Consider the following 24,841-nt stretch of genomic DNA (forward strand, 5'->3'; position numbering starts at 1 on the left):
GCCTCCACCACGGTGGAGGCGGCGCCGGTGGGCTGCCCATTACGGCTGGGGGTCACCTCCACTGAACCCTCCAGCACCGAGAGCTCGGCCTCGCCACTTTCAGAAACGTCAATCACGTAATTGGTGCCACGCACGCTCATGCGTGACGACTTGATGCAGCCGTTCTGCTTACCGGACACCAGGATCTGCCCCTTGCCGAGCAGGAAGCAGTCGGCGCCAAGCTTGAGCTGGGAGAAACGGTTGAGGCGACCCGCCGCACCACTCTCGAAGGCCAGCTGACCGCGGCTGTTGCCCGTGCTCACCCGCTGGGGGGCATTTGCCTTATCCTTCACCCGCGCCGGTTTGCTGTCGATGTAGAGCTCCTTGCCATCGAGGATTTCCTGCACGGTGGCCGAAACGGCGGCCCGGGCGCCGGGGCAGGCGACACCGGCAAGGCACGCCGCCAAGGCCAGAGCGCTCAGGCGTCCCAGACGCAGAGGGAACAGCACCATCTGGGGCAAGCGCCGCGAGGGTCAGCTATTCTGCCCCCGGTTTTGGAGAAGCCACGTCGATTGGCACTCCTCAGTCTTCAGCCAGGAGCGCCAGCAGGGTATGCACCTCCAAAGGCATGGGCCAGCCCTTCACCCCATGGGGACCCTGGGGCACCACCTGCAGCCGACGCCGGTAACAGTCGGCGTCGGGCAGAGATGGAGGACTGGCGGCCGGTTCGCGGGAGGTCATGGGTATGGTCTGGGTCTCTCCAGGTCCATCAGCCTGAGGCTGCGATAGCAACGGACGGCAGGCATGCACGGGTTGCCAACGACGCTGAGCCGACTGGTCGCCGTACTGGAATCCCTGTCATCTTCGTCCTGGTCCGTTTACAGGATTAGAACGAGATCAGCCCCGATCGCCCCGCCATGGCTTCGTACACGATCACGCTCGAAGACGGCCGCAGCTTCCCCTGTGGCGATGATCAGTAAATCCTTGACTCCGCCGACGAGAAGGGGGTCGATCTGCCCTGTTTCTGCCACGCCGGCGCCTGCAGCGCCTGTGCCGGCAAGGTGCTGGCCAGCAGCGTAAATCAGGCGGATCAGAGCTTCCTCGATGACGATCAGATCAATAGGGCTACGCGCTGCTATCAGTGAGCTATCCCCTCAGTGATTGCACGATCCGCGCCTCAGGGCAGGCGGATCTTTAGGGCTTCGGCTCATCCACGCACTCGGTTGTGTCGCGGTCTCTATCAGTTATGCAGTTCTGCACTCGCACTTGGCCGGTGATGGGGTTGGTGGAGGTGCATTTCATCCTCATAAATCCCTGCCCAAAAATTGTTGGCACGACCTCCCCTGGTGGGACGTTGTCTGCGTCTATCCACAAGCAAACCACGGGACCACCACCCAGGTTGAAGTGAGTGGTACGCCCATCAGTGTTGACGCTAAAGGTATTGGCCCGCAGTGGCGTGACAGCGCTGGTAAACAACACAACCGCCGCCAGGGCCAGACGGGCGCGCCACGGATGGGGTTTAGGTCTGTTCAAGGCGGCGGCCGGCATCCTGGGCGGACCGATTCTGGCCGAAGCGAGTCCCCAGTATTGATTTAACTGAAACCATACCAAGGAAGGGCCAGGAAAAGGCCGGGGAAGTCACCTCCGCCGGCAAGGCCAGCTGCAGGCACTGGCGCATCACCGCCTCCAGCTCAGGGTGGAGGGTGGGTTCGACCGCGGCCAAGCAATCGATGACCGGGGCGGAGCGGATGCGGCCAAGCGTGGGCACCAACGCCACGGCACGAATGACAAAGCCACCTGATCGAAGCTCTCAGGGGCCACCAATCGCCAATGGGTTCCGTTGGACGGCCTTGAAGAGTCAGACCAGCAGCGAAGCCCAACCTCGTAGCCTAAGAATGTGGCCCAAGGCGTGGCCCAAGCCCCCTCGAAACCCAGTCAAATCGCTGTCAGAGACAGGCTTCCAAAATACGGCTTGCCTAGTTGAAGTAGCTCTTGTTCGCCAGCGCCGGCATGAGCTGCCGCAGCTGGGCAGGGGTGTGTGGATCCATGGGGGAGAACGATGCCGTCGTCAGGTGAGCACGGAACCCTTCAGGAAGGGGTGCGCCGCCGCCAGTGCCCGCAGGTTGGCACCGGTCACGCGGGCGATATCACCGAGCGCCTCATGGGTGAGGAAGGCCTGGTGGGCGGTGATCAGCACGTTGGGGAAAGTGAGCAGCCTGGCGAGCAGATCGTCCTGAAGCACATGGCTGGAGAGATCCTCGAAGAACACCCCCTCCTCTTCCTCATAGACATCGAGTGCCACGCCACCGAGCCGGCCCGACTTGAGTGCCTCGATCAGCGCGGAGGTGTCAATCAGGCCGCCACGGCTGACATTGACGAGAATCACGCCCGGCTTCATGCGCTCAATGGTTTCGCGCCGAATGATGTGATGGGTTTCCGGCGTGAGCGGAACGTGCAGGGAGATCACATCACTCATCGAGGCCAATGTGATCGGGTCGAGATAGGTGATGCCCTCCCGCGCCGCCCAGGCGGGGTCGGGATAGGGGTCGTAGGCCACCACCACCATGCCGAAGCCGTGAAGAATGCGTGCCACGATCTTGCCGATCTTGCCCGTACCCACGATTCCCACCGTCTTGCGATGCAGATCGCTCCCCACCAGTCCCTGCAGCGAGAAATTCATCTCCCGCACCCGGTTATAAGCCCGGTGCACCTTGCGGTTCAGGCTCAGTAGCAACGCCACAGCATGTTCAGCCACCGCATAGGGGGAATAGGCCGGAACATGGGTCACCGTGAGCCCCAGTTCCCTGGCTGAATCCAGATCGATGTTGTTGAAGCCGGTGCAACGCAGGGCCACCAGCGTGATGCCCCTGGCCACCAGCTGCTGGATACAGGCCCGGTCGACCACATCGTTGACGAAGACACAGACAGCCTGCGCCCCTTCAGCGGCGGCGGCAGTATCCGCGGTGAGGCGAAAGGCAAGAAAGCGAAGCTGCACATCCGCCCCGGTGGCTGCCGGAAGATGGAGCCTGTCGTAGGGCTTCGCATCAAAGACCGCCACGATCAACGCCGTGGCGGCAGGGTCCAGGGGGTCGTCAGAAGACAGCGCCTGTGTGGCTGCAGGCTCAGAGTGAATAGCCGAAGACCCGGCGGGTGCGGCCGAGGACTCGGGGTGAGTGACCGAGGGCTCAGCGTGAGAGACCGAAGGCTGAACGTGGCGGGCCGTGGCCTCAACGTTCAGCGAAGGCTTCGAAGCATCCATGACCAAACGAACCGCACTGGATGGATCATCCAGGCGACCCTAACCAGCCACAACGACCGTCAACCCTGGCCTGTGTGGGTTCAGAGAACCTGGCCCACCATCACAGCGGCGAGAGCGGAAAACAGGGTGATGCCGAGGGCGGTGAGGGGATTCTGACCCTGGGCCACGGCGAAGGTGGTCACCACACCGGCACCAAGACAAGCCACGGCGATCTGGGTAGCAACGGCGGGACGATCCACGGTGTTCTGTACAACTGCACGGCACCGTAGGGATGGAGATTGCGGAGACTTCGCCATTCCCTTGGTTTCGTTACCCGGCGTCGGGGTTCGTTACTCGGCGTCTGTTTTCGTTACGCCGCGCAATCTGGAGGCCGGGCGGGCTCGACCACTCTCGGCCCAGTGTTTGAGCGCCTCCAGCTGTTCACGCGCCGTGCGCGACAGCGGCACCAGATCACTGGCAGCGGCGATCAGATCGGGTTCGCCGAACTCCCGGTGGTCACCGAAGGCCAGGTGCATGGCCTCCACCACCACCTGCTCCAGTTCCGCGCCGGAGAAGCCAGCGGTGCGATCCACCAGCACATCCAGGGGGATGCGGTGGTCGGGGCGCCGCCGGCGCAGCTGCAGATCGAGAATCGCCAACCGCTCGGCCGCATCAGGCAGATCAAGCAGGAAGATCTCGTCGAAGCGCCCTTTGCGCATCAGCTCGGGGGGCAGGCTGTCCACCCCGTTGGCCGTGGCCACCACGAACACGGCGGAGGTTTTCTCCGCCATCCAGGTGAGCAGGCTGGCCAGCACCCGCTGGCTGGTGCCGCCGTCGCTGCGGCTGTCGCCACCGAAGCCCTTGTCGATCTCGTCGATCCAGAGCACGCAGGGGGCCATGGCCTCGGCGCGGCGGATCATGTCGCGGGTTCGGGCCTCGCTGGCCCCCACCAGGCCAGCGAACAGGCGTCCCACATCCAGGCGCAGCAGCGGCATCGCCCAGCTGTGGGCGATCGCCTTGGCGGTGAGCGATTTGCCCGTTCCCTGTGGACCGACCAGCAGCACGCCGCGGGGCAGCGGCAGGCCGTAGCGCTCGGCCTCGTCGCTGAAGGCCAGCTTGCGCTGCTTCAACCAATGCTTGAGGGCATCGAGGCCGCCGATGTCGGAGGGGGTGGCTTCAGTGGGGCAATACTCCAGCAACTCGCTACGGGCGATCGCCTGCCGCTTCTCCTCCAGCACTTCGTTGAGATCGGCCTCACCGAGCTGCCCCCGGCGGGCCAGGGCCCGGGCGGCCACCTGACGGATGCGTTGCTCGGTGAGGCCGCTGCAGCAGTGGGCCAGTTGCTCCAGCAGGGCAGGCTCCGGCGGCCGGCCGCTGGCCTGACCGATGTTGGTGAGCAGCTGGCTGATCTCGCTGGGACTGGGAAGGGGCAGCTCGAGCACGGTGATGCACTCCTCCAGTTCGCGCGGCACCTGCCAGTCGGGGGCCGTGATCACCAGGGTGCGGGGCTGGCGGCGCAGGCTGGTAGCCAGATTACGCAGGCGGCGCGAGATGCCCGGGTCCTCGCAGTAGCGGTTGAAATCCAGCAGCAGCAGGATCGCTGGTTGATCCGGAGGCAGGGATTCGATGCTGTCGAGCGCCGCCATCGGGTTGCGGGCTGCCTCCCCCCGCCGGTTAGGCAGGCCCTCCAGCCCCTGCACGAAATCCCAGCGCAGCAGCAGCCGCTGGCCCAGTCGCTCGGCCGCGGTGGTGAGCAGCGCCTGGATGCGCTCCTCTTCAGGGCTGCGGATCCAGAGGATCGGCGTGCGCGAACGGATCAGCAGATCCAGCTGGTCGATCCAGGGAGCCGTCATCGGCCGGCTTCAGGGGCGCTGAACGGGAAGGGAGCGGCGACGTGGGGCATGGGAGCGGATCAGCGGAGCTCACGCAACCGCGCCCAGCGCGGGTCGATCGCAGCACCATCCTGGGAAGCGGGATCTGGGCTCGGGGCCGCGTCGTGGGTGCCCCAGCTGGCAGGCCCGGGGCAGTCGGGGCCGCAATGGTTGCGCAGGGGCCATTGCAGGCTGAGCTGCTCGAACAGCCAATGGGCGGGATCGAAACTGCCCTGGGGATCGAGGCGCTCGCAGGGGCCATCGAGAGGGTCGTCATCTGGCTCGCTCGGTTCAGCCTCGCCGATCCAGAGCGGTTCACGCTCCTTGAAGGCGATCGGCTGGTTGTAGTGGCGCAGGCAGCGGTCGCAGCAGAGGGTGATGATCGTGTGGGCCGCACCGCTCACCTCCAGCACGCTGCCGCCATGCAGGGCAGTGATCGTGCCCCGCACCGGCGTGAGGGTGGTGAGGGCCGGCAGATGCTGGTCGACCTCCCAGTGACACCCCAGGGGCATCAGCCGCAGCTGCTGCAGGGGGATCGGCTGCAGCGGCACCGCCTGCGGAGGGTGGGAGGGGCAGCGCTGCGTCACTTCTTGCTCTTGGGCTCAAACGGCAGCCGGTCGAGGGAGGCGGCGCCGCTGGAGGCCACCGACACGGTCTGCTGAGCAAGCTGCTGATCAAGAATCTCCTGGAGGTTGTCCGGAAGGGCTTCGCGGGTGAGCAGGAAGGTCTGCAGGCCCTGGAAGATGTTCGCCACCACCATGTAAAGCAGGACCCCGGCGGGCAACGGGAAGAACAGGAACATGCCGGTGATCATCACGGGCGTGATCTTGTTGGCGGTGGACTGCTGCGGGTTCGGCGGCATGCCCATGCCCGAAAGGATCTGGGAGACGAACAGGCTGGCGCCGAAAGCTCCCACCAGGATGGCGATGTCCCAGTTGATCGCCCCATCGGTGTAGAAGCCCACCTGACCGAGCGCCTTGATGAACAGGAAGCCGCTGCGGGCTGCCAGGCCGGGCACCTTGGCCTCCACCGTGGCGTCACCGGTGCCGATGGCCGTGATCTTGCCGTCGTCGCTGACCGCCACCACGCCATCGCCTTTGGTGACCAACCAGGTGGGAAGGAAGGCCGAACCGTTCTCCACATCGGCGAGGACGGAGGTGAACGGCTTGCCGTCACGGGTGTGCAGCTCGATCTGGGCCGTGTCGCCGACGCCGAGCTTGGTGCCTTGCTCAAGGCTGGCTACCACCGGCACGTGGCTGGTTTCGGTGATGAAGATCGAATGACTGGCGCTGTTGAAGGGCTTCGCTTCCACCGCAGCGATCTGGTCGGCGGGGAGCACCTTGAGGTTCAGGGTGTAGGGCACATCGGCGAAGGGGGACCCCCGCAGGGTGGCGAACAGGGCAAACAGGATCGGCATCTGAACCACCAGCGGCAGGCAGCCAGCCAGCGGGCTGCCGAACTCCTTCATCAACTTGCCCAGCTCTTCCTGCTGCTTCTGGGGGTTGCTGGCGTAGCGCGATTTGATCTCCGCCTGACGCTTCTGCATCACCGGCTGGGCGATGCGCATGCGGCGGGCACTGCGGATGGAGCCGGCGCTCAGCGGGAAGAGCGCCAGCCGGATCACCACGGTGAGCGCGATGATGGCCAGCCCGTAGCTCGGCACCAATCCGTAGAAGAAATCGAGGATGGGGAGCAGCAGGTTGTCGGAGATGTAGCCGATCACAGCGGGGTGGGGACGGGGGGAAGGATCTGATCGGCCCAGTGTGCCCGACCAATGGGGCGGAGCGAGCGCACCGGGAGGGAGTGGGGGGCGTCAGGCCGTGGCCAGCTGGGCATCGCCGAATCCCTTCGTTCCTGCCGCGGCGCTGGTCTTGGCTGCCATGCGCTCAAGGATGTAGGCCTCTGTTTCGCGGAAGCGGGGCACGGAGCGCATTTCAAGCTTGGCGCCATCGTTGAGCACCAGCACCATGTCGCCCCAGGCGCCGAAGCCGCGGGGCACCGAGCGCAGCTCGCGGATCTGGCTGTACACCACCTGGCTGCGGTCGCGGCCCAGCCAGCCACCGCTCACGGAGATGCGCCGGCTGGTGATGCGGAAGCGCAGCCACAGCGCACGCACGATGGCCCCCACGGCGAAGGGGATGCCGATCAAGGTGAGACCGAGCAGGAGGTTGAAGATCAGGTCGCCCTTGGCCGGACCACCCTCATAAAAGACGGGTTCGGGAATGGTGGGGATCACGGGGAGACCATCGGCCGGGGTACCGCTCATGGGCTCAGACCTGCCTTGCGAAACAGCTCCGCACATTCTCCCAGCAAGGCCTCGGGGTCCGCGTCCGCGCTGCCCGGCTTGAGGCTGAGCAGCAGCCAGAGGGCACGGCCGGAGGGCTGGGGGCCGGCACAGCGCTGGTGGAGCCAGGTGTGAAGCTGGCGCCGCAGCTGATTGCGCCGCACCGCCAGCTTGCTGACCTTGCTGCTCACCACCACGGCACAACGCCAGCGGCTGGGCGGGTGTGGGCCACCGGTGCGCAGGAGGGCGGGGTCCGCCTCAGTGACGCGCAACACCAGGAGCGATCCATGCACCCTGCGGCCGTTGCGGTAGAGGCGGTCGAAGGCCCGGCGGCTCCGCAGCCTCAGCGCGGCGGGCAAGGCCATGGAGAAGGGCCTGAACGGCCTGGCAAAGGGAATCGGATCAGACGGCCAGGCGGGCACGGCCGCGGCGGCGGCGGGTGCGGATCACGCGGCGGCCGGTGTGGGAGCGCATGCGCACCCGGAATCCGGAGACGCGCTTGCGTTTGCGGCTGGTTCCTTCGAGGGTGCGCTTCGTCATGGTGCCGCTCTGGGTCTTGCTTGTGGTCGATTGGCCAACTTATCAGGCAGGTGCCCGTGGGCCCGGGCTCAGTTGTTGGTGGGGTCGATCTGGATCAGCCAGCTGCCCAGGTAGCCGGCAAATGGCACATCCCCTGGCGCCTGTGCCAGGGCGTTGAACTGATACATGCCCGTGTTGAAGGGATTGAACAGGTTCATGTACACCCCGATGGTGATGTCGTCGGGGATGGGGCGGTCAGGGAAGATCTCGATCGCCTTGCCATTGGCGTTCACCTCGATGGTGGCGGGGATCTGCTCCTTGCAGCGGGTGCGCGACATCACACCGCCTTCATGCATCACGCAGAGCTTGAGGTCCTTGGGATTGATCTGGGTGTCGAAGGTGGCAGGCACGGCCACGGTGAGCTTGAGAATGGCCGTGTTGCGGTCTTTGGGCCTCAGGATCAGGTAATACTCCGAGCGCTTCAGCCGTGCCGTCTCGGTCATGAAGAAGTAGAGCTTGCGGTAATCCCGGTTGTTGTCCCAGCGGAATTCCAGCAGGCCCGGCGTGCCCTGGGAGCGGGCTGCGGGCACATCGCCGATGGTGGCCGCCAGGGCCGTGCCGGCCAGGGCTAGAGCCAGCGCAGCGCCGGCCCGGGAGAATCGCCGCCGCAACGGGCTCACCGGACGCGCCGGACGGGAGCGGAGCGGGCCGAGCAACGGAAGGGTCATTGGGACGGGGGTGGGGGCCGAAAGGCTGTGGGTGCATTCTCCCTCCCCTGTTCCGGCGGTTCAGCCCAGGCGGGTGCAGCGGCAGAGCTGTCAGTTATGACCGGATCTGTCCGGACGCAACCGGGCTGCCTCGCGCAGGTACGGATGGGCCGGAGGGCGGGAGTCCTCCATCCAGGCGTGGGCCAGCAGCCGGATGCAGCGAGGAAGGTCGCCGGTCACCGCCATCTGCTGGCAGTCCAGCAAAGCCACCGCGTCCCAGCCGGGATAGCGGCGGGCGATCGCCGCAGGGAAGCAGGCGTTCAGGTCGGGGGTGACCGAGAAGGTGACCGAGAGCACCTGCGGGCCCTCCAGGCCATTGCGGGCAATCAGGGCGTCGAGCAGCTCGGCCACTGCCTCGGCGATGGCCGAGCTGGTGTTGGCCTCGACTGTGATTGCGGCCCGCAGCGCCCGCAGCGCAAGTGGCTGGTTCATGGCCGCCAGAGCCAGAGCGGCTGGCCGCTCCAGGCCAGTTCCAGGCTGAGCGCCTGGTGGAGGCCGGCGAAGAGGTTGCGGCCTGGCAGGAACGACAGCACCCGCTTCGCGGGCTTGCCGAAGGTAGTGGGACGCACCTCCTGTTCATCGAGGCCTGCCAACCGGGCCGCCAGCCGGCGGGCGGTGTCCTCGTCGCCCAGTTCATCCACCAGGCCCAGCTCAAGGGCCTGAGCGCCCGTGAACACCCGCCCATCGGCGAAGCCACGCACCACTTCCTCACTGAGGCACCGACCGGTGGCGACCGCCGCCACGAACTGGTCGTAGCTGGAATCAATCAAGCCCTGCAGCAGGCTGCGCTCCTCGGTGGTGAGGGCGCGGTCGGGGGAAAGGATGTCCTTGTAGGGGCCGCTCTTGACCGTCTCGAAGCTGATGCCCACCCTCTCAAGCAGGCGGGAAAGGTTGTTGCCCCGCAGGATCACGCCGATCGAGCCAGTGATCGTGCCCGGATTGGACACAATGCGCTCCGCCGCCACCCCCACGTACACCCCGCCGGAAGCGGAGATATTGCCGAAGCTGGCCACCACTCGGCAACCCTTGTCCCGCAGGCGGAGCAGGGCGGCGTGGATCTCCTGGCTGTCGCCGACGGTGCCACCAGGGGTGTCGATGCGCAGCAGCAGGGCCGGGCATTCCCGTTCCTCCACCTGGCGCAACGCCTTGAGCACCCGCTCGCGCGTGCCCCCGGCGATCGGTCCCTCGATCACGACGCGGGCCAGGGTTTTGCGGGACTTTCGGCGCCAGGGCCAGGGCATGCGCTGCGGCACGTAGTGGCTGGATCTTAAAAAGGTTGTTGGCGGCCGCTCCGATGACTCCCGTTTTCCGTTGGCTGCCGATGCTGCTTCCCTTCGCGCTGTGGGGAACGGCGATGGCGGCGATGAAGCCGCTGCTCGCCCACAGCGGGCCGCTCACGCTGGCCTGGATGCGTCTGCTGCCGGCCGGCGTGGCCGTGCTGCTGGCCGCCGTAGCGCTGCGGCGCCCGCTCGGGGTGGATCCCGCCGACCGGCTCTGGCTGCTGGCCTTCGCGCTTGTGGACGGCACACTGTTTCAGGGACTGCTGGCGCGCGGGCTGGAGGGAACCGGCGCCGGGCTGGGCTCTGTGCTGATCGATTCGCAGCCGCTGCTGGTGGCGCTGCTGGCCCGTGCCCTGTTCGGCGAAGCGATCAACCCGGTGGGCTGGCTCGGCCTGTTGCTGGGGCTGGCCGGCATCCTCTGCCTGGGCTTGCCGGCGCCGCTGCTCCAGCACTGGTGGCTGGAGGGTCCCATCAGCTTCGGGGCGCGGGCCTGGAGCCACGGCGAGCTCTGGATGCTGGGCGCCGCCGTGGCGATGGCGGTGGGCACGGTGCTCTGCCGCTTTGCGATGCGGCGCAGCGATCCGGTGGCCATCACCGGCTGGCACATGGTGATCGGCGGGGTGCCGCTGCTGATCGGTGCTGCACTGGGGCCCGCCCTCGATCCGGCGCTGCCGCCCTTCTGGCCGACCTGGACCCTGCAGGAATGGGGCTGGATGGCCTACGCCAGCCTCCTGGGCAGCGCCCTGGCCTACGGCCTGTTTTTCTGGTTCGCCAGCAGCGGCGATCTCACCGGCTTTTCGGCCCTCACCTTCCTCACCCCGGTGTTCGCCCTGCTCTGCGGTCTGCTGCTGCTGGATGAGCACCTGCGCCCGCTGCAGTGGCTGGGGGCCGCCCTGGCGATGGTGTCGGTGCTGCTGATCAACCGGCGCCGCCAACTGTGGGTGCCCGCCAGCGCCACACCGGAGCCGGCCCCATGAGCACGGGTTTGCGGCTGTTGCTGGTGAGCACGCCGGTGGGCACGCTCGGCAGTGGCCGGGGTGGGGGCGTGGAGCTCACCCTGGCGGCGCTGGTGGCAGGACTGGGCGGGCGCGGCCACCGGCTCACGGTGCTAGCCGGTGAAGGTTCCCGGCTGCCCCCCGGCAGCGGGGCGGTGCAGCTCTGGACCTGCCCTGGCCACGACCAGCCCAGCTGGCAGCACCAGAGCCACGACAGTGCCGTGCAGATCCCTGCCGACGGCCTGCTGCCGGCCCTGTGGGACCGGGTGCTGCAGGAGCAGGGCAGCTTCGACGCGGTGCTCAACCTGGCCTACGACTGGCTGCCTCTCTGGCTCACGCCCCACTGCGCCACGCCGCTGTTCCATCTGGTGAGCATGGGCTCGGTGGCGCGGGTGATGGATGCGGTGATCGCCGATGTGGCGCGGCGCTGCCCGGGGCGGCTGGCCTTCCACACGCGCTCCCAGGCGGCGGATTTCGACCTGCCCGGCCCGCCGCTGGTGCTGGGCAACGGTTTCGATCTGGCGGCATATCGCTTCCGCGCCGAGCCCGACCCGGAAGCCCCCCTGGGATGGGCCGGACGCATCGCTCCGGAGAAGGGGTTGATCGACGCGGCGCGGGTGGCCGCCGGGCTGGGCCGGCGCTTGCTGGTGTGGGGGGTGGTGGAAGACGCCGCCTACCGGGAAGCGGTGGAGGCGGCGGTGCCGGCCGGCACCGTGCACTGGCGCGGCTTTCTGCCCACCGGGGAGCTGCAGGCGGAGCTCGGCGGCTGCCGCGTGTTCCTGAACACGCCGAAATGGAACGAAGCCTTCGGCAACGTGGTGGTGGAGGCGATGGCCTGCGGTGTGCCTGTGGTGGCCTACCGCCGTGGCGGCCCCGGCGAGCTGGTGGTGCCCGGTGTCAACGGCCTGCTCGTTCCTCCCGACGACCTGGAGGCGATGCAGGCGGCCGTGCTTGCCGCCGAAGGCCTCGACCGGCTGGCCTGCAGGCACTGGGTGGAGCGCCATGCCTCGCGGGAGGCATTCGCAGGGCGCGTGGAGGCCTGGCTGCTGGCCGGTCTGGAGCCAGGCTCCCCCGCCGGTCATTCACTACAAGGTCAAACGGCGGGCCGGACGCCGGACGCCGGGACGTAGGTTTCCCACGATCGTTCCGGTGCTCGTGCCCCCTGCCAACCCGCCGGCCGCGGTTCGTCGAGGCAAGGGCTGGCGGCTTGCGCTCCTTGTCACGGCAGTGCTCGGGCTGGGGATCTTCGTTCTGCAACTCGGCGAGGCTGGGCTGGTGGACGAAACGCCACCGCTTTTTGCTGGCGCCGCCCGGGCGATGGCCGAGACCGGCGACTGGCTGACCCCGCGGGTGAACGGACTGCCCCGCTACGACAAGCCGCCGTTGGTCTATTGGCTGATGGGGCTGGTGTACGCCCTGCCGGATCACGCCCGCTTCGACCCGCTCGGCAGCTGGGCCGCCGGCCTGCCGTCAGCCCTCTCCAGCATCGGCGTGATGCTGGCCCTCTGCGCCACCCTGCTGCGCTGGCCCCAGCCCAGCCTGGGCCCGGGGGGAGAACGGCTGCCCCGGCGGCCTGCCCGCAGCGCCGTGGTGGCGGCCCTGGCCTTTGCGCTTTCTCCGTTGGTGCTGCTGTGGGGGCGCATCGGCGTCAGCGATGCCCTGCTCAGCGGCTGTCTGGCCGTGAGCCTGCTGCTGCTGTGGCAGGCCTGGGCCGACCCCGGCCGCCCCTGGTGGCCAGGCTGGCTGGTGCTGGGCCTGGCGGTGCTGGCCAAGGGGCCGGTGGCTGTGGTGCTCGCCGGCCTCACCCTCGTCGGCTTCGGGTGGCATCAGGGCAGTCTGCCGGCCCTCTGGGCACGGCTGAAGGCCGGGCGCGGCCTGGTGATCACAGCGCTGGTGGCCATGCCCTGGTATGCCGCGATGCTGGTGGTGGAGGGGCAGCCCTTCTGGGACAGCTTCTTTGGCTACCACAACCTGCAGCGCTTCAGTTCGGTGGTGAACGACCATCTCCAGCCCTGGTGGTTTTTCCTGCCGGTGCTGGTGATCGCCAGCCTGCCATTCACACCGCTGCTGCTGCTCGGCCTGAAGCGTGGCCTGGCCAGGACCCCGAGGGCGCCCCAGCACTCCTTGCGCAGCTTTGCCGCCTGGTGGTTGCTGGCTGTGCTGGTGTTCTTCACCATGGCAGCCACAAAACTGCCGAGCTACTGGCTGCCTGCCACCCCGGCGGCGGGCCTGCTGATCTCCCTGGCGGCCCAGGACGGCGAAATCGGCAGGCGGGACGGCGAAGGGCGTGGCGCTGGGGCCGGCCGCTGGTTCCTGCTCGCCCAGGCCACCACCGTGCTGCTCACCACCACGGTGGCGGTGGCGCTTTGGGTGTCCAACACCTGGATACCCCTGATCAAGGATCCAGAGATGCCCACCCTGACGGCGGAGCTCACTGCCAGCGGGTTCGTCGAGAGGGCAGCCCTGTTCTGGACCCTGGCGGCCCTGGTAGGCCTGCTCTGCCTGTGGCGAGTGGTGCCCGGCTGGCTGCTGGGGCTGCAGCTTCCCTTGGTGGCATTCCATCTCTTCGCCCTGCTGCCGCTATGGCAACTCGGTGATGGCGTGCGGCAGCGACCGGTGCGAGAAATGGCCGCCAGCGTGCAGCGGGAGATCCGCCCCAGCGAGGGCCTGGCGATGGTGGGGGTACTCAAGCCTTCGCTGCACTACTACACCGGTCGAGTGGTGATCTACGAGGGGGTTTCCGTCGACGGCATGGTGAACCTCAGCGATCGCCTGCGCCACGAGCAGCGCGAGGGGCAGCAGCCCAGTACCCGCGCGGAAGCCCCCACCGTGCTCGTGGTGATCGATCACAACACGAGCCAGCTGCCCTACTGGCGCGCCGTTCAGGGGGAAGAGCTCGATCGCGCCGGCATCTACCGCCTCTGGCGCGTGGACCGCGCGCGGTTGGAGAGCGCCGCCGCGGCGCTGGTGAACAGGGGGGCAGGCCGTCCTAGCTGGCGGGATCCAAGGCCGGAGCGCTATTGAGCTCCGGCCTGGCGCACGCAGAAGCTGCAATGCCCCCAGCGCTTCAATTCACCAGCTGGAGCGGGTGCGCCGCAGCGGGGGCAATCGGTGAGGCCTTGCACATCGATGCGGCTGGGGTGGGCAGCCCAGACCTCTGCCTCACTCTCGCTGCCAGCGCTGGCAGCGGTGGCTGGGTGGTGGTGCTGAAAGCGCAGATCACGGATCTGGAAGCCCGCGCCCCGCAGCGCTCCCAGCAGCTGATGGCGGTTGAAGCGGAGCGCCTGCAGCCACTGCGGGTGGTTCGCCCCCACCCACAGCACCCCGGCCTGCAGCGACAGGGGGCGGCAATGGGGCGCCAGCTGAGCACCCGCCACCTTCGGCCAGGCCTGCCACAGCGCCGCCAAGCTGCCGTTGCGGCGCCACTGGGCAGAGAGGGCGGTGAGACAGGTGCCCACCGCGGTGGCAGGCCGCCGCTGCGGCGCCACCAGCACCTGCAGGGAGCCGAAGCGACGGGTCTGGTCGCGGGGGGCGATCGCCATGGGGCCAGGTTAGGTGCGGGCAACCGGCGGAGCCAGGGCCGCCCGCCACCGCTACCCTCGGACGTGCCCCCTCCATGATCCATGGGCTTCTTCGATCGGCTCAGCCGCCTGCTGCGGGCCAACCTCAACGATCTGGTCAGCAAGGCGGAGGATCCGGGCAAGATCCTGGATCAGTCGGTCGCGGACATGCAGTCCGACCTGGTGAAGCTGCGCACGGCCGTGGCCACCGCGATCGCCAGCCAGAAGCGCATCCAGAATCAGGCGCAGCAGGCGGAAGCCCAGAGCAAAACCTGGTACGAGCGGGCCGAGCTGGCGCTCAAGAAAGGCGAGGAGGATCTGGCGCGCGAAGCGCTCAGCCGCCGCAAGACCTATCAGGACACCGCCACCGCGCTCAACAACCAGCTCTCCAGCCAGGCAGGCCAGGTCGACGCGCTGAAGAAGAGTCTGCTGGCACTGGAAGGCAAGATCGCCGAGGCCAAGACCAAGAAAGACATGCTCAAGGCCCGCTCCCAGGCGGCGCAGGCCCAGGAGCAGTTGCAGAGCGCCGTCAGCGGGTTGGGCACCAACTCCGCCATGGCCGCCTTCGAGCAGATGGAGGAGAAGGTGCTGCAGCAGGAGGCCCGCAGCCAGGCCGCGGCCGAGCTGGCCGGCGCCGACCTGGAAAGCCAGTTCGCCTCCCTGGAGGGCAGCGAGGTGGACGACGAGCTGGCCGCTCTCAAGAACCGGCTTGAAGGCGGCCCTGCCGCCACCCCCCTTCTGGCCGCCGACAGTCCCACCCCCCTGCTGGAACCCGTGAAGGCCGCGGAAGTGGATGCCGAGCTCGAAGAGCTCAAGCGCTCAATCGACAAGCTCTGAGCTCCGGCGGTGCGGCAGGATCCCCGCCAGGGGATTCCTAGACTTGGACTCTCCCGATCCCTGCTCGTTCCCTCCCGTGGCCGTTGCCCAGTTCACCGACGCGAACTTCGCCTCTGACGTGCTTGAGCGGCCCGGCGCGGTACTGGTCGACGTCTGGGCCAGTTGGTGTGGCCCCTGCCGCCTGATGGCGCCGCTGATGGAGGCGGCCGCCAGCGATTACGCCGGGCGCCTGGAGGTGGGCAAGCTGGAGGCCGATGGCAACCCCAGCGTGCGCGATGCCCTGAAGATCCAGGGGCTACCCACCTTGATCCTGTTCAAGGGCGGCGAAGAAGTGGCCCGCCATGAAGGGGCGATGGCCCGTCCACAGCTCAACGCCTTCCTTGATGCCCATCTCTGAGCGGGTCGCCCGCCTGGGCAGCGGAGTCTTCGCCCGCAACGATCAACGCAAATCCGACTACCGGCAATACTGCAGCGCCTTGAGCGCTGCCGATCCCAGCAGCAGCCCCGCGCCGCTGCTGGATCTCTCGCTCGGCTCCACCGATCTGCCGCCGCCGCCGCAGGCGCTGGCGGCCATGGCGGCGGCACTCACCGAGCCGGGCAGCTCCTCTTACTGCCTGCACGCTTCCACGCGTCCGTTCCGGGAGGCGGCTGCCGCCTGGGCCCGGCGCCGCTTCGATGTGGCCGTCGATCCCGACAGCGAAGTGCTGCTGCTGGTGGGCTCGCAGGAAGGCACCGCCCACCTGCCCCTGGCTGTGCTTGACCCGGGCGACCGTGCCCTGCTGCTGGATCCCTTCTACCCCTCCCACCGCGGCGGCCTGGAGCTGGCAGGCGCGCGCTCCCTGCTGCTGCCCCTGCAGGCCGAGCAGGGCTGGCGGCCGCCGTTCGAGCAGGTGCCCTCCACACAGTGGGAGCAGCTCAAGCTGATGGTGCTTGGCTATCCGCACAACCCCACCGCCACCACGGGCGAACAGGCCTGGCTGGAGGAAGCGGCCGCACGAGCCGTGCAGCACGGCTTCGTGTTCGCCCACGACAACCCCTACGTGGACCTGGCCTTAGAGGGCGAAGCGCCCGCCTTGCTGCGCAGTCCTCACTGGCGCCAGTGCGGGATCGAATTCTTCTCGCTCTCCAAGAGCTGGTGCCTGGGCGGCTTCCGGCTCGCCTTCGCGATCGGTGCCGCCCCCTTGATCACCGCCCTGCGCCAGGTGAAAGGCGTGGTCGACTTCAACCAGTCGCTGGCTTTGCAGGCCGGGGCGATCGCCGCCCTGGAGCAGGCGCCGCAGTGGCCGCAGCAACTGCGTGCCACCTACCGGGAGCGCCGCGACCGCATGATGGGGGCGCTCGAGGCCCAGGGCTGGCCGGTGCAGCGGCCCTCCATGGCCCTCTACCTCTGGCTGGAGCTGCCGCCCGTGGCCCGCGCCATGGGCTCGGAAGCCTTCTGCGCGGCCCTGCTGAAGGGCAGCGGTGTGGCGCTCACCCCGGGCAACGGCTTCGGCGACGGCGGCGAGGGGTGGGTGCGGCTGGCGCTGGTGCATCCGGCGGCGGAGCTGGAGGCCGGCGCGGTGCGAATCGGGAACTGGCTGCGTTCCTTCTCCGGGTGAGGTGGTCGCTGGCTGGCCGCACCGGCCCATGATCGGCCGCATCGCCGCTGCCCGACGCGAGCTGCTGCTGCGGGAGGGGTACCTCGCGCCACCTCTGCCCTGGAGGCTGGCGATGGTGCCGGTATGCGGGAGCACGGAACGGCTGCTCGATCAACGAAAGGCAGGGTGGGGCTCCGGGCCACTGGCACTGCTGGCGCAGCGGCAGCGCTTCGGCCATGGCCAGCAGGGTCGCCCGTGGGTCTCGCCCCACGGTGGGGTCTGGTTGAGTGCGGCGCTGCCGTGGCCGCCTCAGGGGGCTTCCCTCGCCATGGCGGCGGCCGTGGGTCTGGCGCTGCAGCTGGAGGCGCTAGGGCTGGCGCCCACGCTGAAATGGCCGAACGATCTGCTGCTGCACAACTGCAAGGTGGCGGGACTGCTGCCACGGCTGCGCCTGCGCGGAAGCCGCATCCAGGCGGCCCGGGTGGGCATCGGCCTCAACGGGGAGAACCCTGTACCGGCTGGGGCGATCAACGTGGGCCAGGCGCTGGCGCTCAGCGGCCAGGCTCGACGGCAGGGAGCCGATGCCATCCGCCTGGCGGCCCGGGTGCTGCTGGCGCTTGACTGGGCCGTGGCGGCGGCCGTTGAACCGGAGCGGGTGTGGCAAGAAGCCGACAGGCGACTGCATGGCCGCGGTCAACCCTTGCTGTGGCAGGGAGAGACCTGGATGGTGGCCGGGCTGGCCCGCGACGGCGGCTTGGAACTGCGACGTGGCGCGGAGTCCACTATCTTGCGCCGCCGCTTCGCAGAACTGTCGCCCCAGGTTGCCTAAGCTGAAGTCGCATTTTGCCACCTGGTGTGAACCGCCTTCGTCATCTGCCCGTGCTCGCGATCGGACTGGCCTCTGTGATCGGAGCGCCGCTCGCCCTCGCCGAGCTGCGCGATGCCGCGGCCGGTGCCCCAGCCGCCATCGCACCAGCGCCCACAGCTCCTGCTGCGCCCCTTCCCGCACCCCCCCCGCCGGCGGTGCCCCAGGCGCTCACGCCGCCAGCCCCGCCCCTGGTACCCCAGGCAGGCTCCAGCGACACCTCCCCCCAGCCGCTACGACCCAGCCTGCAGCGTTCCCAGACCCCAGCCCTCTCCTTTGACCAGGTGCTGGATCGCTTCGAGCGTGAGGGAGTGGTGACACCGGCCGAACGGCGGCGGGCACGCCTCGGCGCCGTGGTGCGACCTGAAAACATGCCGGCCCATCGCCAGGCTTGCAGCGAGGGCGCCCTCTCCCCCTCCGAATGCCGCGGCGTGGTGGTGAGCTGGCCTGGAAGTGATTCTGTCACCGGCTCCGGCGGGCTGCTCCCCGATGGCACCTATGCCAGCGGCGGGCCCGGATCCATGCCGCTGCCTCCGATCACCGTGCCCGTGTCGGCACTGCTGGCCGGCCAGGGGGGCAACTTCAGCCTTGCCAGCGTGTTCCGCATCACCCCCAGGCCTGCGCCGCTCCTGGGCAACGGCAACCGCAGCCTGCTGTTTCCGCTGATCGGCTCGGCTGTCACTACTAGCGAATTCGGCTGGCGGCTGCACCCGGTGATCGGTAGCTGGCTGATGCATGCGGGCCGGGATCTGGCGGCGCCGGAGGGCACCCCAGTGGTGGCGGCCCTGGCCGGGCGAGTGGTGAGCAGTGGCCTGGCCGGCGGCTACGGCCTGGCGGTGGAGGTGGAGCATGAGCGTCCCCTTCGCCGCACCCTCTACGGCCACCTCTCCGAGCTGTTCGTCAAAGAAGGGGAGTGGGTGGCCCAGGGCGAAGTGATCGGCCGGGTCGGCAGCACCGGGCTGAGCACCGGCCCTCATCTTCACTTCGAGTTGCGCCAGCCTGCCAATGGCGGCTGGGTGGCGGTGGAGCCTGGAGAATTCGACCCGGGCCGTCAGCTGCTGGGCGGCAGTGACGCAATCGCCCTGCTGATGGGCCAGTTGCTGGAAACGCTCGAGCGGCCCAGCGCACCGGCCACCGCCAGCGCAAGCGGGCCTGGCTAAGGGAAGGCGTCATCAAGGCGGCCATCACGGAAGTGCACGATGCGATCGGCACGCGCAGCCACGTCGTCTTCGTGGGTGACCATCACCACGGTCATCCCCTCCTGATGCAGCTGATCAAAGATCTCCAGCACCTCCTGAGTGGTCTGGGAATCCAGTGCCCCTGTCGGTTCGTCGGCCAGCAGCAGGGCCGGCCGGTTGATGATCGCCCGCGCGATCGCCACACGCTGCTGCTGGCCGCCGGAGAGTTGGTTCGGTTTGTTCTGCAGGCGATGGCCGAGCCCGACACGTTCAAGGGCTTCAATGCCCAGGTTCCGGCGCTGCTCGGCGGGGATGCCGGCGTAGATCATCGGCAACATCACGTTGTCGATTGCGCTCATGTGGGCCAGCAGATGAAACTGCTGGAACACGAAACCCAGCTTGCGGTTGCGAAGATCGGCCAGCTCGTCGTCGTCGAGATCCTCCACCGCCGATCCGCTGAGCCGGTAATGGCCAAACGTGGGACGATCAAGGCAGCCGATGATGTTCATCGCCGTGCTTTTGCCTGAACCGGAAGCTCCCATCACGGCGAGATAGTCGCCCTCCATCACCGTGAGGCTGAGTTCATCAAGGGCACGCACCTCGGTGTCGCCTGAGCCGTACACCTTGCTCACGCGATCAAGGACGGCCACAGGCTCATGGGCCCGGGGCCGTGAGAGCTCCGCCGGGGCGGTGAGCGTCATCCCAGCAGGGCAGGCGTTGGAGGAACGGGGGCCACGGCGATGGCGGTGGCTTCACGGGCGGCGGAAGAGGCAATCGACTGCTGCAGCATCGGCGTGCCGGTGACGGCCTCATTCGCCCAGCTGAATAGCGGATTGGAGAGCACACCGCCCACCGCCGTGATCAGCACGCAGGCCACCAGGGCGGTGCGCAGGGTGCCCATGCCAGCCAGATTCCAGGTGATCGCCGGGTAGGCCTTCACCACATCAGAGGCTTCCTGCGGCTCCTTCACCACCATCATCTTGATCACCGAGATGTAGTAGTAGATCGACACCACGGACGTGATCAAGCCAACCACCACCAGCAGATACTGGTGGTCGGCCCAACCGGCAAAGAACAGATAGATCTTGCCGAAGAAGCCGAGCATCGGCGGGATTCCCCCCAGCGACAGCAGGCAGAGACTGAGACCGAGCGTGATCAGTGGATCTTTCTGATAAAGGCCGGCGTAATCGGAAATGCGGTCGCTGCCGGTGCGCAGCGAGAACAGGATGATGCAGGCGAAGGCGCCCAGGTTCATGAACAGGTAGGCCGCCATGTAGAGCACCATGGCGGCATAGCCGTCTTCGGTGCCGCACACCAGGCCGATCATCACGAAGCCGGCCTGGCCGATCGAGCTGTAGGCCAGCATCCGCTTCATGGTGGTCTGGGCCAGGGCCACCACGTTGCCCAGGGTCATGCTCAGCACCGCCAGCACGGTGAACAGCAGCTTCCACTGCGTGTCGAAGGTGTCGAAGCAGCCCACCAGCAAGCGCAGGGCCAAGGCGAAGCCGGCGGCCTTGGAGCCCACGGAAAGGAACGCCACCACCGGGGTGGGCGACCCCTCGTAGACGTCCGGGGTCCACTGGTGGAAGGGCACCGCAGCGATCTTGAAGGCCACGGTGGCCAGCACGAACACCAGCGCCAATGCCGTGACCGGCGTGGCACTGGTCTGAAGGGCAAGTCCGACAGCGTCAAGGCCGGTGGAGCCGCCAGTGAGGCCGTAGAGCAGGGAGGCGCCGTAGAGAAAGACCGCAGCGGCGGCGGAACCCACCAGCAGATATTTGAGCGCTGCCTCGCCGGAACGGGCATCCCGCTTCATGTAGCCCGAAAGGAGGTAGCTGGACACCGAAAGGGTTTCCAGCGACACGAAGATGCTGACCAGATCGGTGGAGCCGCACAGGAACATGGCGCCGAGCGTGGCCGCCAGCAGGATCGCGGCGTATTCGCCAACCGGGCTGCCAGAACGCTCCACGTAGCGCCAGCTGATCATCAGCGAGAGCAAGGTGGAGGCTGCCACCACGGCGCGGAAAGCCACCGCCAGATCGTCCGCCAGGAACGAGCCAAGGAACGAAGGCTCCAGCGGCGCGTTCCACTGCAGAGCCAGGAGCACCAGAGCCGTGCCCAGGCCGGCGTAACAGATCGGCGGCACCCAGCGGATCGCCGCTTCCTCGCCGGCCAGATCAACCAGCAGGCAGATCAGCAGGGCGATGAGGATGGCAGCCTCGGGCGCAATGGCGCCGGAATTGAGCTGGGCGGCTGTGATTCCCAGGCCGATCGCGGGCGCTGTGGCCAGGGAGGCGACGGCCAGGTGGGGCAGTTCCGTCAGGGCGGGAAGGGCGCCAAACAGATCCATGTCGGCTTCAAACGATCGCCTTGTCGAGCGGACTGTAGCGGCGGCGCCGATCATTCTCAGGCGGGGCGGGCCGCCGATGCGATAAAGAGGGAACCGGTTCATCGCCTGCCTGTGGCGCACACCCTGGTCATCGTCGAGAGCCCCACCAAGGCCCGCACCATCCGCGCCTTCCTGCCGAAGGAGTTCCGGGTGGAGGCGTCGATGGGGCACGTCCGTGACCTGCCCAACAACGCCAGCGAGATTCCCGCCGCCTACAAGGGCGAGAAGTGGGCGAACCTGGGCGTCAACACCAGCGAGGATTTCGCGCCGCTCTACGTGGTGCCGAAAGACAAAAAGAAGGTGGTGAAGGAGCTGAAGGACGCGCTGAAGGGCGCCGACCAGCTGCTCCTGGCCACGGATGAAGACCGGGAAGGCGAAAGCATCAGCTGGCACTTGCTGGAGCTGCTCAGCCCCAAGGTGCCGGTCAAGCGGATGGTGTTCCACGAGATCACCAAGGACGCCATCCACCGCGCCCTCGACCAGACGCGCGAACTCGACATGGAGTTGGTGCACGCCCAGGAAACGCGACGGATCCTCGACCGGCTGGTGGGCTACACCCTCTCACCGCTGCTGTGGAAAAAAGTGGCCTGGGGGCTTTCTGCCGGCAGGGTGCAATCGGTGGCGGTGCGGCTGTTGGTGCAGCGGGAGCGTGCCCGGCGGGCCTTCCGCAGCGGCAGCTACTGGGACCTCAAGGCCGAGCTGGAGCAGCCGGGCGGCCGGTTCGAAGCCAAGCTCACCCACCTCGCCGGCGAGCGCATCGCCCAGGGCAGCGACTTCGACGAAAGCACCGGGGGGCTCAAGCCCGGCAGCACAGTGAAGCTGCTGGCGGAGAGCGAAGCGCGCGCCCTGCGCGAAAGCGTGCTGGCCCTGCCCTGGCGGGTGGAGCAGGTGGAGGAGAAACCCACGGTGCGCAAGCCCGTGCCGCCCTTCACCACCAGCACCCTGCAGCAGGAAGCCAACCGCAAGCTGCGGCTCTCGGCCCGCGAAACCATGCGCACGGCCCAGGCCCTCTATGAGCGCGGCTTCATCACCTACATGCGCACCGACTCGGTGCACCTCTCCGAGCAGGCGATCAGCGCCGCCCGTGCCTGTGTGGCTGAGAAGTACGGCGACAGCTTCCTAAGCCCCGCCCCGCGGCAGTTCAGCACCAAGAGCCGCAACGCCCAGGAGGCCCACGAGGCGATCCGCCCCTCCGGTGAACGCTTCCGCACCCCCAAGGACACCGGTCTCGACGGCAAGGATCTCGCCCTTTACGAGCTGATCTGGAAACGCACCGTGGCCAGCCAGATGGCCGATGCACGGCTCACGATGCTGGCGGTGGAGATCGTCGCCGGGGACGCCCGCTTCCGGGCCAGCGGCAAGCGCATCGATTTTGCCGGTTTCTTCCGCGCCTATGTGGAGGGCAGCGACGATCCCGACGCGGCGCTGGAGGGGCAGGAACTGCTGCTGCCCGCCCTGGCGGTGGGCGATGCACCGGTCTGCAAGGCAGTGGAGGCGCTCGGCCACCAGACCCAGCCGCCGGCCCGCTACAGCGAAGCGGCACTGGTGAAGATGCTGGAGAAGGAAGGAATCGGCAGGCCGTCCACCTACGCCAGCATCATCGGCACGATCACCGACCGCGGCTACGCCACCCTCGCCGGCAACGCGCTCACCCCCAGCTTCACCGCCTTCGCGGTGACCGCCTTGCTGGAGGAGCACTTCCCCGACCTGGTGGACACCAGCTTCACCGCGCGGATGGAGAACACACTCGATGAGATTTCCCACGGCAAGGTTCAGTGGCTCCCCTATCTGAACAGCTTCTTCAAGGGGGAGAAGGGGCTCGAAGCCCAGGTGCAGCAGCGCGAGGGCGACATTGACCCCACTGCCTCACGCACGATCGTGATGGAGGGTCTCCCCTGCGTGGTGCGGATCGGGCGCTTCGGCGCCTACCTGGAGTCGAAGCGGGTCGCGGACGACGGCAGCGAGGAGCTGGTGAAGGCCACCCTGCCCCAGGAGATCACCCCGGCCGAGCTCGATGCCGAGCATGCCGAACAGATCCTGCGCCAGAAAACCGAGGGGCCTGAATCACTGGGGGAAGACCCCGAAACCGGCGATGCGATCTACCTGCTGTTCGGCCAGTACGGCCCCTACCTGCAACGGGGGCAGGTGAGCGAGGAGAACCCCAAACCGAAGCGGGCCTCCCTGCCCAAGGGCGTCAAGCCGGAGGATCTCAGCCTCGATGATGCCCTTGGCCTGCTGCGTTTGCCGCGGCTGCTGGGCGAGCACCCCGATGGTGGACGGATTCAGGCCGGCCTGGGCCGCTTCGGTCCCTACGTGGTGCACGACAAGGCGAAGGGAGAAAAGGACTACCGCTCGCTCAAGGCAGAAGACGACGTGCTGCTGGTGGGGTTGTCGCGCGCCATCGAGCTGCTGGCCACCCCCAAGCGGGGCCGGGGCGGCCGCACGGCCCTGAAGGACCTGGGCATCCCTGAGGGGGACGAGGAAACCATCCAGGTGTTCGACGGTCCCTATGGCCTCTACGTGAAGCAGGGCAAGGTGAACGCCTCGCTGCCGGAGGGCGCCACGGCGGACACAATCACGATCGAGCAGGCCGTTGAGCTTCTGGCCGCGAAGGCCGCCAGCGGCAAGGCCAAGACCCGCAAGCCCGCCGCCCGCTCCGCCGCCAAGACAGCCGCTGCCAAGACCACCGGAACCAAGCCAGCCGCCACCAAGACCACCAGCAGCCGCAAGGCCACCGGCACTTCGGCAGCGAGCAGCAGGAGCGGCGCGGCGGAGGCCAAGGCTGCCAGCGGAACCGCCAAAGCCAAGCCGCCGGCCACCACCAAGACTGGACGTCCACGCGCCAGCGCCGTGCGGATCATCAAGGCCGCCTCCGGCTGATGGGCCACTACCCCCGCCGCCCCCTGCTCCTGCTGGCGTCGCTGCTGCTCACACTGGCCGGCTGTGCCGGCACGCCCTTCGGCCAGCAGCTGGCGGCCGGGTTCGATGCTCCGGCGCCACCGGCCGCCACCACATCCCCCGCCTCCGGTGACGCCCGGCCGGGTGCCTCTTCCGGCACCGCCATTTCCCCCACAGGCTCGAATCCCACCACACCGGCCACAGGCGCGAACGCCACCACCGCGGCCACGGCTTCCCCCGGCACTGCCACGCCGGCCACCGCCGCCCCGGGCGCGTCGCCAGCAACACAGTCACTCTCCCCCACGCCGGCGGTCCCTGGCCGCGCCGCAGGACAGGCAGGCGATGCCGCCCGCAGCCCCACCGGCGGCCCCAGCGCGGGTAACCGAGCCGCTGGGAGACAAGGACAGGCACCGGCCGCCGCTGTGCCCTACAGGATCACTCTGAAGCTGCCCGGCGCCGATCCTTCCGCCCCTGCCGAAGCGGTCACCGAGGCACTGCGGGCCGCCGGCCTGCGCTTTGAGGTGGAGACCATCGAGCGGATCCCAACGCCGGAAACCGGCGCGGCAGCGCCGAAGGCCACGCCGGCGCCGGCGCCACGCTGAGC

General features: G+C 68.1%; 26 protein-coding genes and 1 pseudogene. 11 read left to right on the plus strand and 16 right to left on the minus strand.

Annotated features, from left to right (window positions below):
* Both KQ303_RS00890 and KQ303_RS00895 read right to left on the minus strand, forming a co-directional pair.
* Window positions 1–491: FecR domain-containing protein (locus KQ303_RS00890; protein ID WP_259728781.1), on the minus strand; the 491-nt coding region annotated here is incomplete at its 3' end.
* A gap of 70 nt (window positions 492–561) precedes the next feature.
* Window positions 562–720: a hypothetical protein gene (locus KQ303_RS00895; RefSeq protein WP_259728782.1), complete on the minus strand. Its 159-nt coding sequence runs from the start codon at window positions 718–720 to the stop codon at window positions 562–564.
* A 176-nt stretch (window positions 721–896) separates the two neighbouring features.
* On the opposite strand from KQ303_RS00895, the pseudogene KQ303_RS00900 reads away from it, so the two are divergent.
* Window positions 897–1,177 (plus strand): annotated as a pseudogene (locus tag KQ303_RS00900) (2Fe-2S iron-sulfur cluster-binding protein).
* An 870-nt stretch (window positions 1,178–2,047) separates the two neighbouring features.
* Here the strand turns inward: KQ303_RS00900 and KQ303_RS00905 are convergent.
* The 11 genes from KQ303_RS00905 to sppA all read right to left on the minus strand — a co-directional run bounded on the left by KQ303_RS00905 (window position 2,048) and on the right by sppA (window position 9,899).
* On the minus strand, window positions 2,048–3,043 hold the full coding sequence (locus KQ303_RS00905) for a 2-hydroxyacid dehydrogenase (protein ID WP_259728783.1): 996 nt from the start codon (window positions 3,041–3,043) through the stop codon (window positions 2,048–2,050).
* Between the two features lie 275 nt (window positions 3,044–3,318).
* The gene (locus tag KQ303_RS00910) at window positions 3,319–3,477 is read right to left on the minus strand and encodes a hypothetical protein (RefSeq protein ID WP_198948196.1); all 159 of its coding nucleotides are present in this window, start codon (window positions 3,475–3,477) and stop codon (window positions 3,319–3,321) included.
* Between the two features lie 90 nt (window positions 3,478–3,567).
* A complete protein-coding gene (locus tag KQ303_RS00915) occupies window positions 3,568–5,070 on the minus strand; it encodes an AAA family ATPase (RefSeq protein WP_259728784.1) in 1,503 nt (500 codons plus the stop codon).
* Between the two features lie 59 nt (window positions 5,071–5,129).
* The gene (locus tag KQ303_RS00920; RefSeq protein ID WP_259728785.1) at window positions 5,130–5,675 is read right to left on the minus strand and encodes a DUF177 domain-containing protein; all 546 of its coding nucleotides are present in this window, start codon (window positions 5,673–5,675) and stop codon (window positions 5,130–5,132) included.
* The gene (gene yidC, locus KQ303_RS00925; protein ID WP_259728786.1) at window positions 5,672–6,811 is read right to left on the minus strand and encodes a membrane protein insertase YidC; all 1,140 of its coding nucleotides are present in this window, start codon (window positions 6,809–6,811) and stop codon (window positions 5,672–5,674) included. The genes KQ303_RS00920 and yidC overlap by 4 nt, the downstream gene beginning before the upstream one ends.
* A gap of 90 nt (window positions 6,812–6,901) precedes the next feature.
* On the minus strand, window positions 6,902–7,354 hold the full coding sequence (locus KQ303_RS00930) for a PH domain-containing protein (protein WP_094510327.1): 453 nt from the start codon (window positions 7,352–7,354) through the stop codon (window positions 6,902–6,904).
* Window positions 7,351–7,737 carry a ribonuclease P protein component gene (gene rnpA / locus KQ303_RS00935; RefSeq protein ID WP_259728787.1) on the minus strand — a complete coding sequence of 129 codons (387 nt, stop codon included), beginning with the start codon at window positions 7,735–7,737 and terminating at the stop codon, window positions 7,351–7,353. Before rnpA ends, KQ303_RS00930 begins: the two co-directional genes overlap by 4 nt.
* Window positions 7,738–7,774: 37 nt before the next feature.
* Entirely contained in the window at window positions 7,775–7,912 is a 138-nt protein-coding gene (rpmH, locus tag KQ303_RS00940; RefSeq protein WP_006170261.1) for a 50S ribosomal protein L34, read from the minus strand.
* Between the two features lie 68 nt (window positions 7,913–7,980).
* The gene (locus tag KQ303_RS00945) at window positions 7,981–8,619 is read right to left on the minus strand and encodes a DUF2808 domain-containing protein (RefSeq protein ID WP_311134093.1); all 639 of its coding nucleotides are present in this window, start codon (window positions 8,617–8,619) and stop codon (window positions 7,981–7,983) included.
* Between the two features lie 90 nt (window positions 8,620–8,709).
* Window positions 8,710–9,090 carry a chorismate mutase gene (gene aroH, locus KQ303_RS00950; protein WP_259728788.1) on the minus strand — a complete coding sequence of 127 codons (381 nt, stop codon included), beginning with the start codon at window positions 9,088–9,090 and terminating at the stop codon, window positions 8,710–8,712.
* On the minus strand, window positions 9,087–9,899 hold the full coding sequence (sppA, locus tag KQ303_RS00955; RefSeq protein ID WP_094510323.1) for a signal peptide peptidase SppA: 813 nt from the start codon (window positions 9,897–9,899) through the stop codon (window positions 9,087–9,089). The genes aroH and sppA overlap by 4 nt, the downstream gene beginning before the upstream one ends.
* Window positions 9,900–9,952: 53 nt before the next feature.
* Here sppA and KQ303_RS00960 point away from each other — a divergent pair, with 53 nt between their 5' ends.
* From KQ303_RS00960 to KQ303_RS00970, 3 genes are read left to right on the plus strand one after another with little or no spacing between them, the layout of a single operon-like run.
* Window positions 9,953–10,915: a DMT family transporter gene (locus KQ303_RS00960; protein WP_259728789.1), complete on the plus strand. Its 963-nt coding sequence runs from the start codon at window positions 9,953–9,955 to the stop codon at window positions 10,913–10,915.
* Complete coding sequence (locus KQ303_RS00965) at window positions 10,912–12,063, plus strand: glycosyltransferase (protein WP_259728790.1); 1,152 nt, start codon at window positions 10,912–10,914, stop codon at window positions 12,061–12,063. Before KQ303_RS00960 ends, KQ303_RS00965 begins: the two co-directional genes overlap by 4 nt.
* Window positions 12,064–12,088: 25 nt before the next feature.
* A complete protein-coding gene (locus tag KQ303_RS00970) occupies window positions 12,089–13,957 on the plus strand; it encodes an ArnT family glycosyltransferase (protein WP_399232604.1) in 1,869 nt (622 codons plus the stop codon).
* On the opposite strand, the gene KQ303_RS00975 is transcribed toward KQ303_RS00970, so the two are convergent.
* Window positions 13,951–14,475 carry a DUF721 domain-containing protein gene (locus tag KQ303_RS00975; RefSeq protein ID WP_259728791.1) on the minus strand — a complete coding sequence of 175 codons (525 nt, stop codon included), beginning with the start codon at window positions 14,473–14,475 and terminating at the stop codon, window positions 13,951–13,953. The genes KQ303_RS00970 and KQ303_RS00975 overlap by 7 nt on opposite strands.
* Window positions 14,476–14,556: 81 nt before the next feature.
* Here KQ303_RS00975 and KQ303_RS00980 point away from each other — a divergent pair, with 81 nt between their 5' ends.
* The 5 genes from KQ303_RS00980 to KQ303_RS01000 all read left to right on the plus strand — a co-directional run bounded on the left by KQ303_RS00980 (window position 14,557) and on the right by KQ303_RS01000 (window position 18,932).
* A complete protein-coding gene (locus KQ303_RS00980; protein WP_094510320.1) occupies window positions 14,557–15,330 on the plus strand; it encodes a PspA/IM30 family protein in 774 nt (257 codons plus the stop codon).
* Window positions 15,331–15,406: 76 nt separating this feature from the next.
* A complete protein-coding gene (gene trxA / locus KQ303_RS00985) occupies window positions 15,407–15,727 on the plus strand; it encodes a thioredoxin (protein ID WP_255099767.1) in 321 nt (106 codons plus the stop codon).
* Complete coding sequence (locus KQ303_RS00990; RefSeq protein ID WP_259728792.1) at window positions 15,714–16,928, plus strand: aminotransferase class I/II-fold pyridoxal phosphate-dependent enzyme; 1,215 nt, start codon at window positions 15,714–15,716, stop codon at window positions 16,926–16,928. Before trxA ends, KQ303_RS00990 begins: the two co-directional genes overlap by 14 nt.
* Window positions 16,929–16,956: 28 nt before the next feature.
* The gene (locus KQ303_RS00995; protein WP_259728793.1) at window positions 16,957–17,736 is read left to right on the plus strand and encodes a biotin--[acetyl-CoA-carboxylase] ligase; all 780 of its coding nucleotides are present in this window, start codon (window positions 16,957–16,959) and stop codon (window positions 17,734–17,736) included.
* A 50-nt stretch (window positions 17,737–17,786) separates the two neighbouring features.
* Window positions 17,787–18,932 (plus strand): M23 family metallopeptidase, encoded by a 1,146-nt coding sequence (locus KQ303_RS01000; RefSeq protein WP_259728794.1) that lies wholly within the window; start codon window positions 17,787–17,789, stop codon window positions 18,930–18,932.
* On the opposite strand, the gene KQ303_RS01005 is transcribed toward KQ303_RS01000, so the two are convergent.
* Window positions 18,929–19,651: an ABC transporter ATP-binding protein gene (locus tag KQ303_RS01005; RefSeq protein ID WP_259728795.1), complete on the minus strand. Its 723-nt coding sequence runs from the start codon at window positions 19,649–19,651 to the stop codon at window positions 18,929–18,931. The genes KQ303_RS01000 and KQ303_RS01005 overlap by 4 nt on opposite strands.
* The gene (locus KQ303_RS01010) at window positions 19,648–21,402 is read right to left on the minus strand and encodes an NAD(P)H-quinone oxidoreductase subunit N (RefSeq protein ID WP_399221197.1); all 1,755 of its coding nucleotides are present in this window, start codon (window positions 21,400–21,402) and stop codon (window positions 19,648–19,650) included. The genes KQ303_RS01005 and KQ303_RS01010 overlap by 4 nt, the downstream gene beginning before the upstream one ends.
* 9 nt (window positions 21,403–21,411) lie before the next feature.
* Between KQ303_RS01010 and topA the strand changes: the two genes are divergently transcribed.
* Window positions 21,412–24,219, plus strand: a complete 2,808-nt coding sequence (gene topA, locus KQ303_RS01015; RefSeq protein WP_259728796.1) for a type I DNA topoisomerase — start codon at window positions 21,412–21,414, stop codon at window positions 24,217–24,219.
* Window positions 24,219–24,839, plus strand: a complete 621-nt coding sequence (locus KQ303_RS01020; protein WP_259728797.1) for a hypothetical protein — start codon at window positions 24,219–24,221, stop codon at window positions 24,837–24,839. The genes topA and KQ303_RS01020 overlap by 1 nt, the downstream gene beginning before the upstream one ends.
* Window positions 24,840–24,841: the final 2 nt, after the last annotated feature.

It is taken from the genome of Synechococcus sp. CS-1333 (assembly GCF_025128015.1).
In the GTDB taxonomy this organism is placed as follows: Bacteria; Cyanobacteriota; Cyanobacteriia; order PCC-6307; family Cyanobiaceae; genus MW101C3.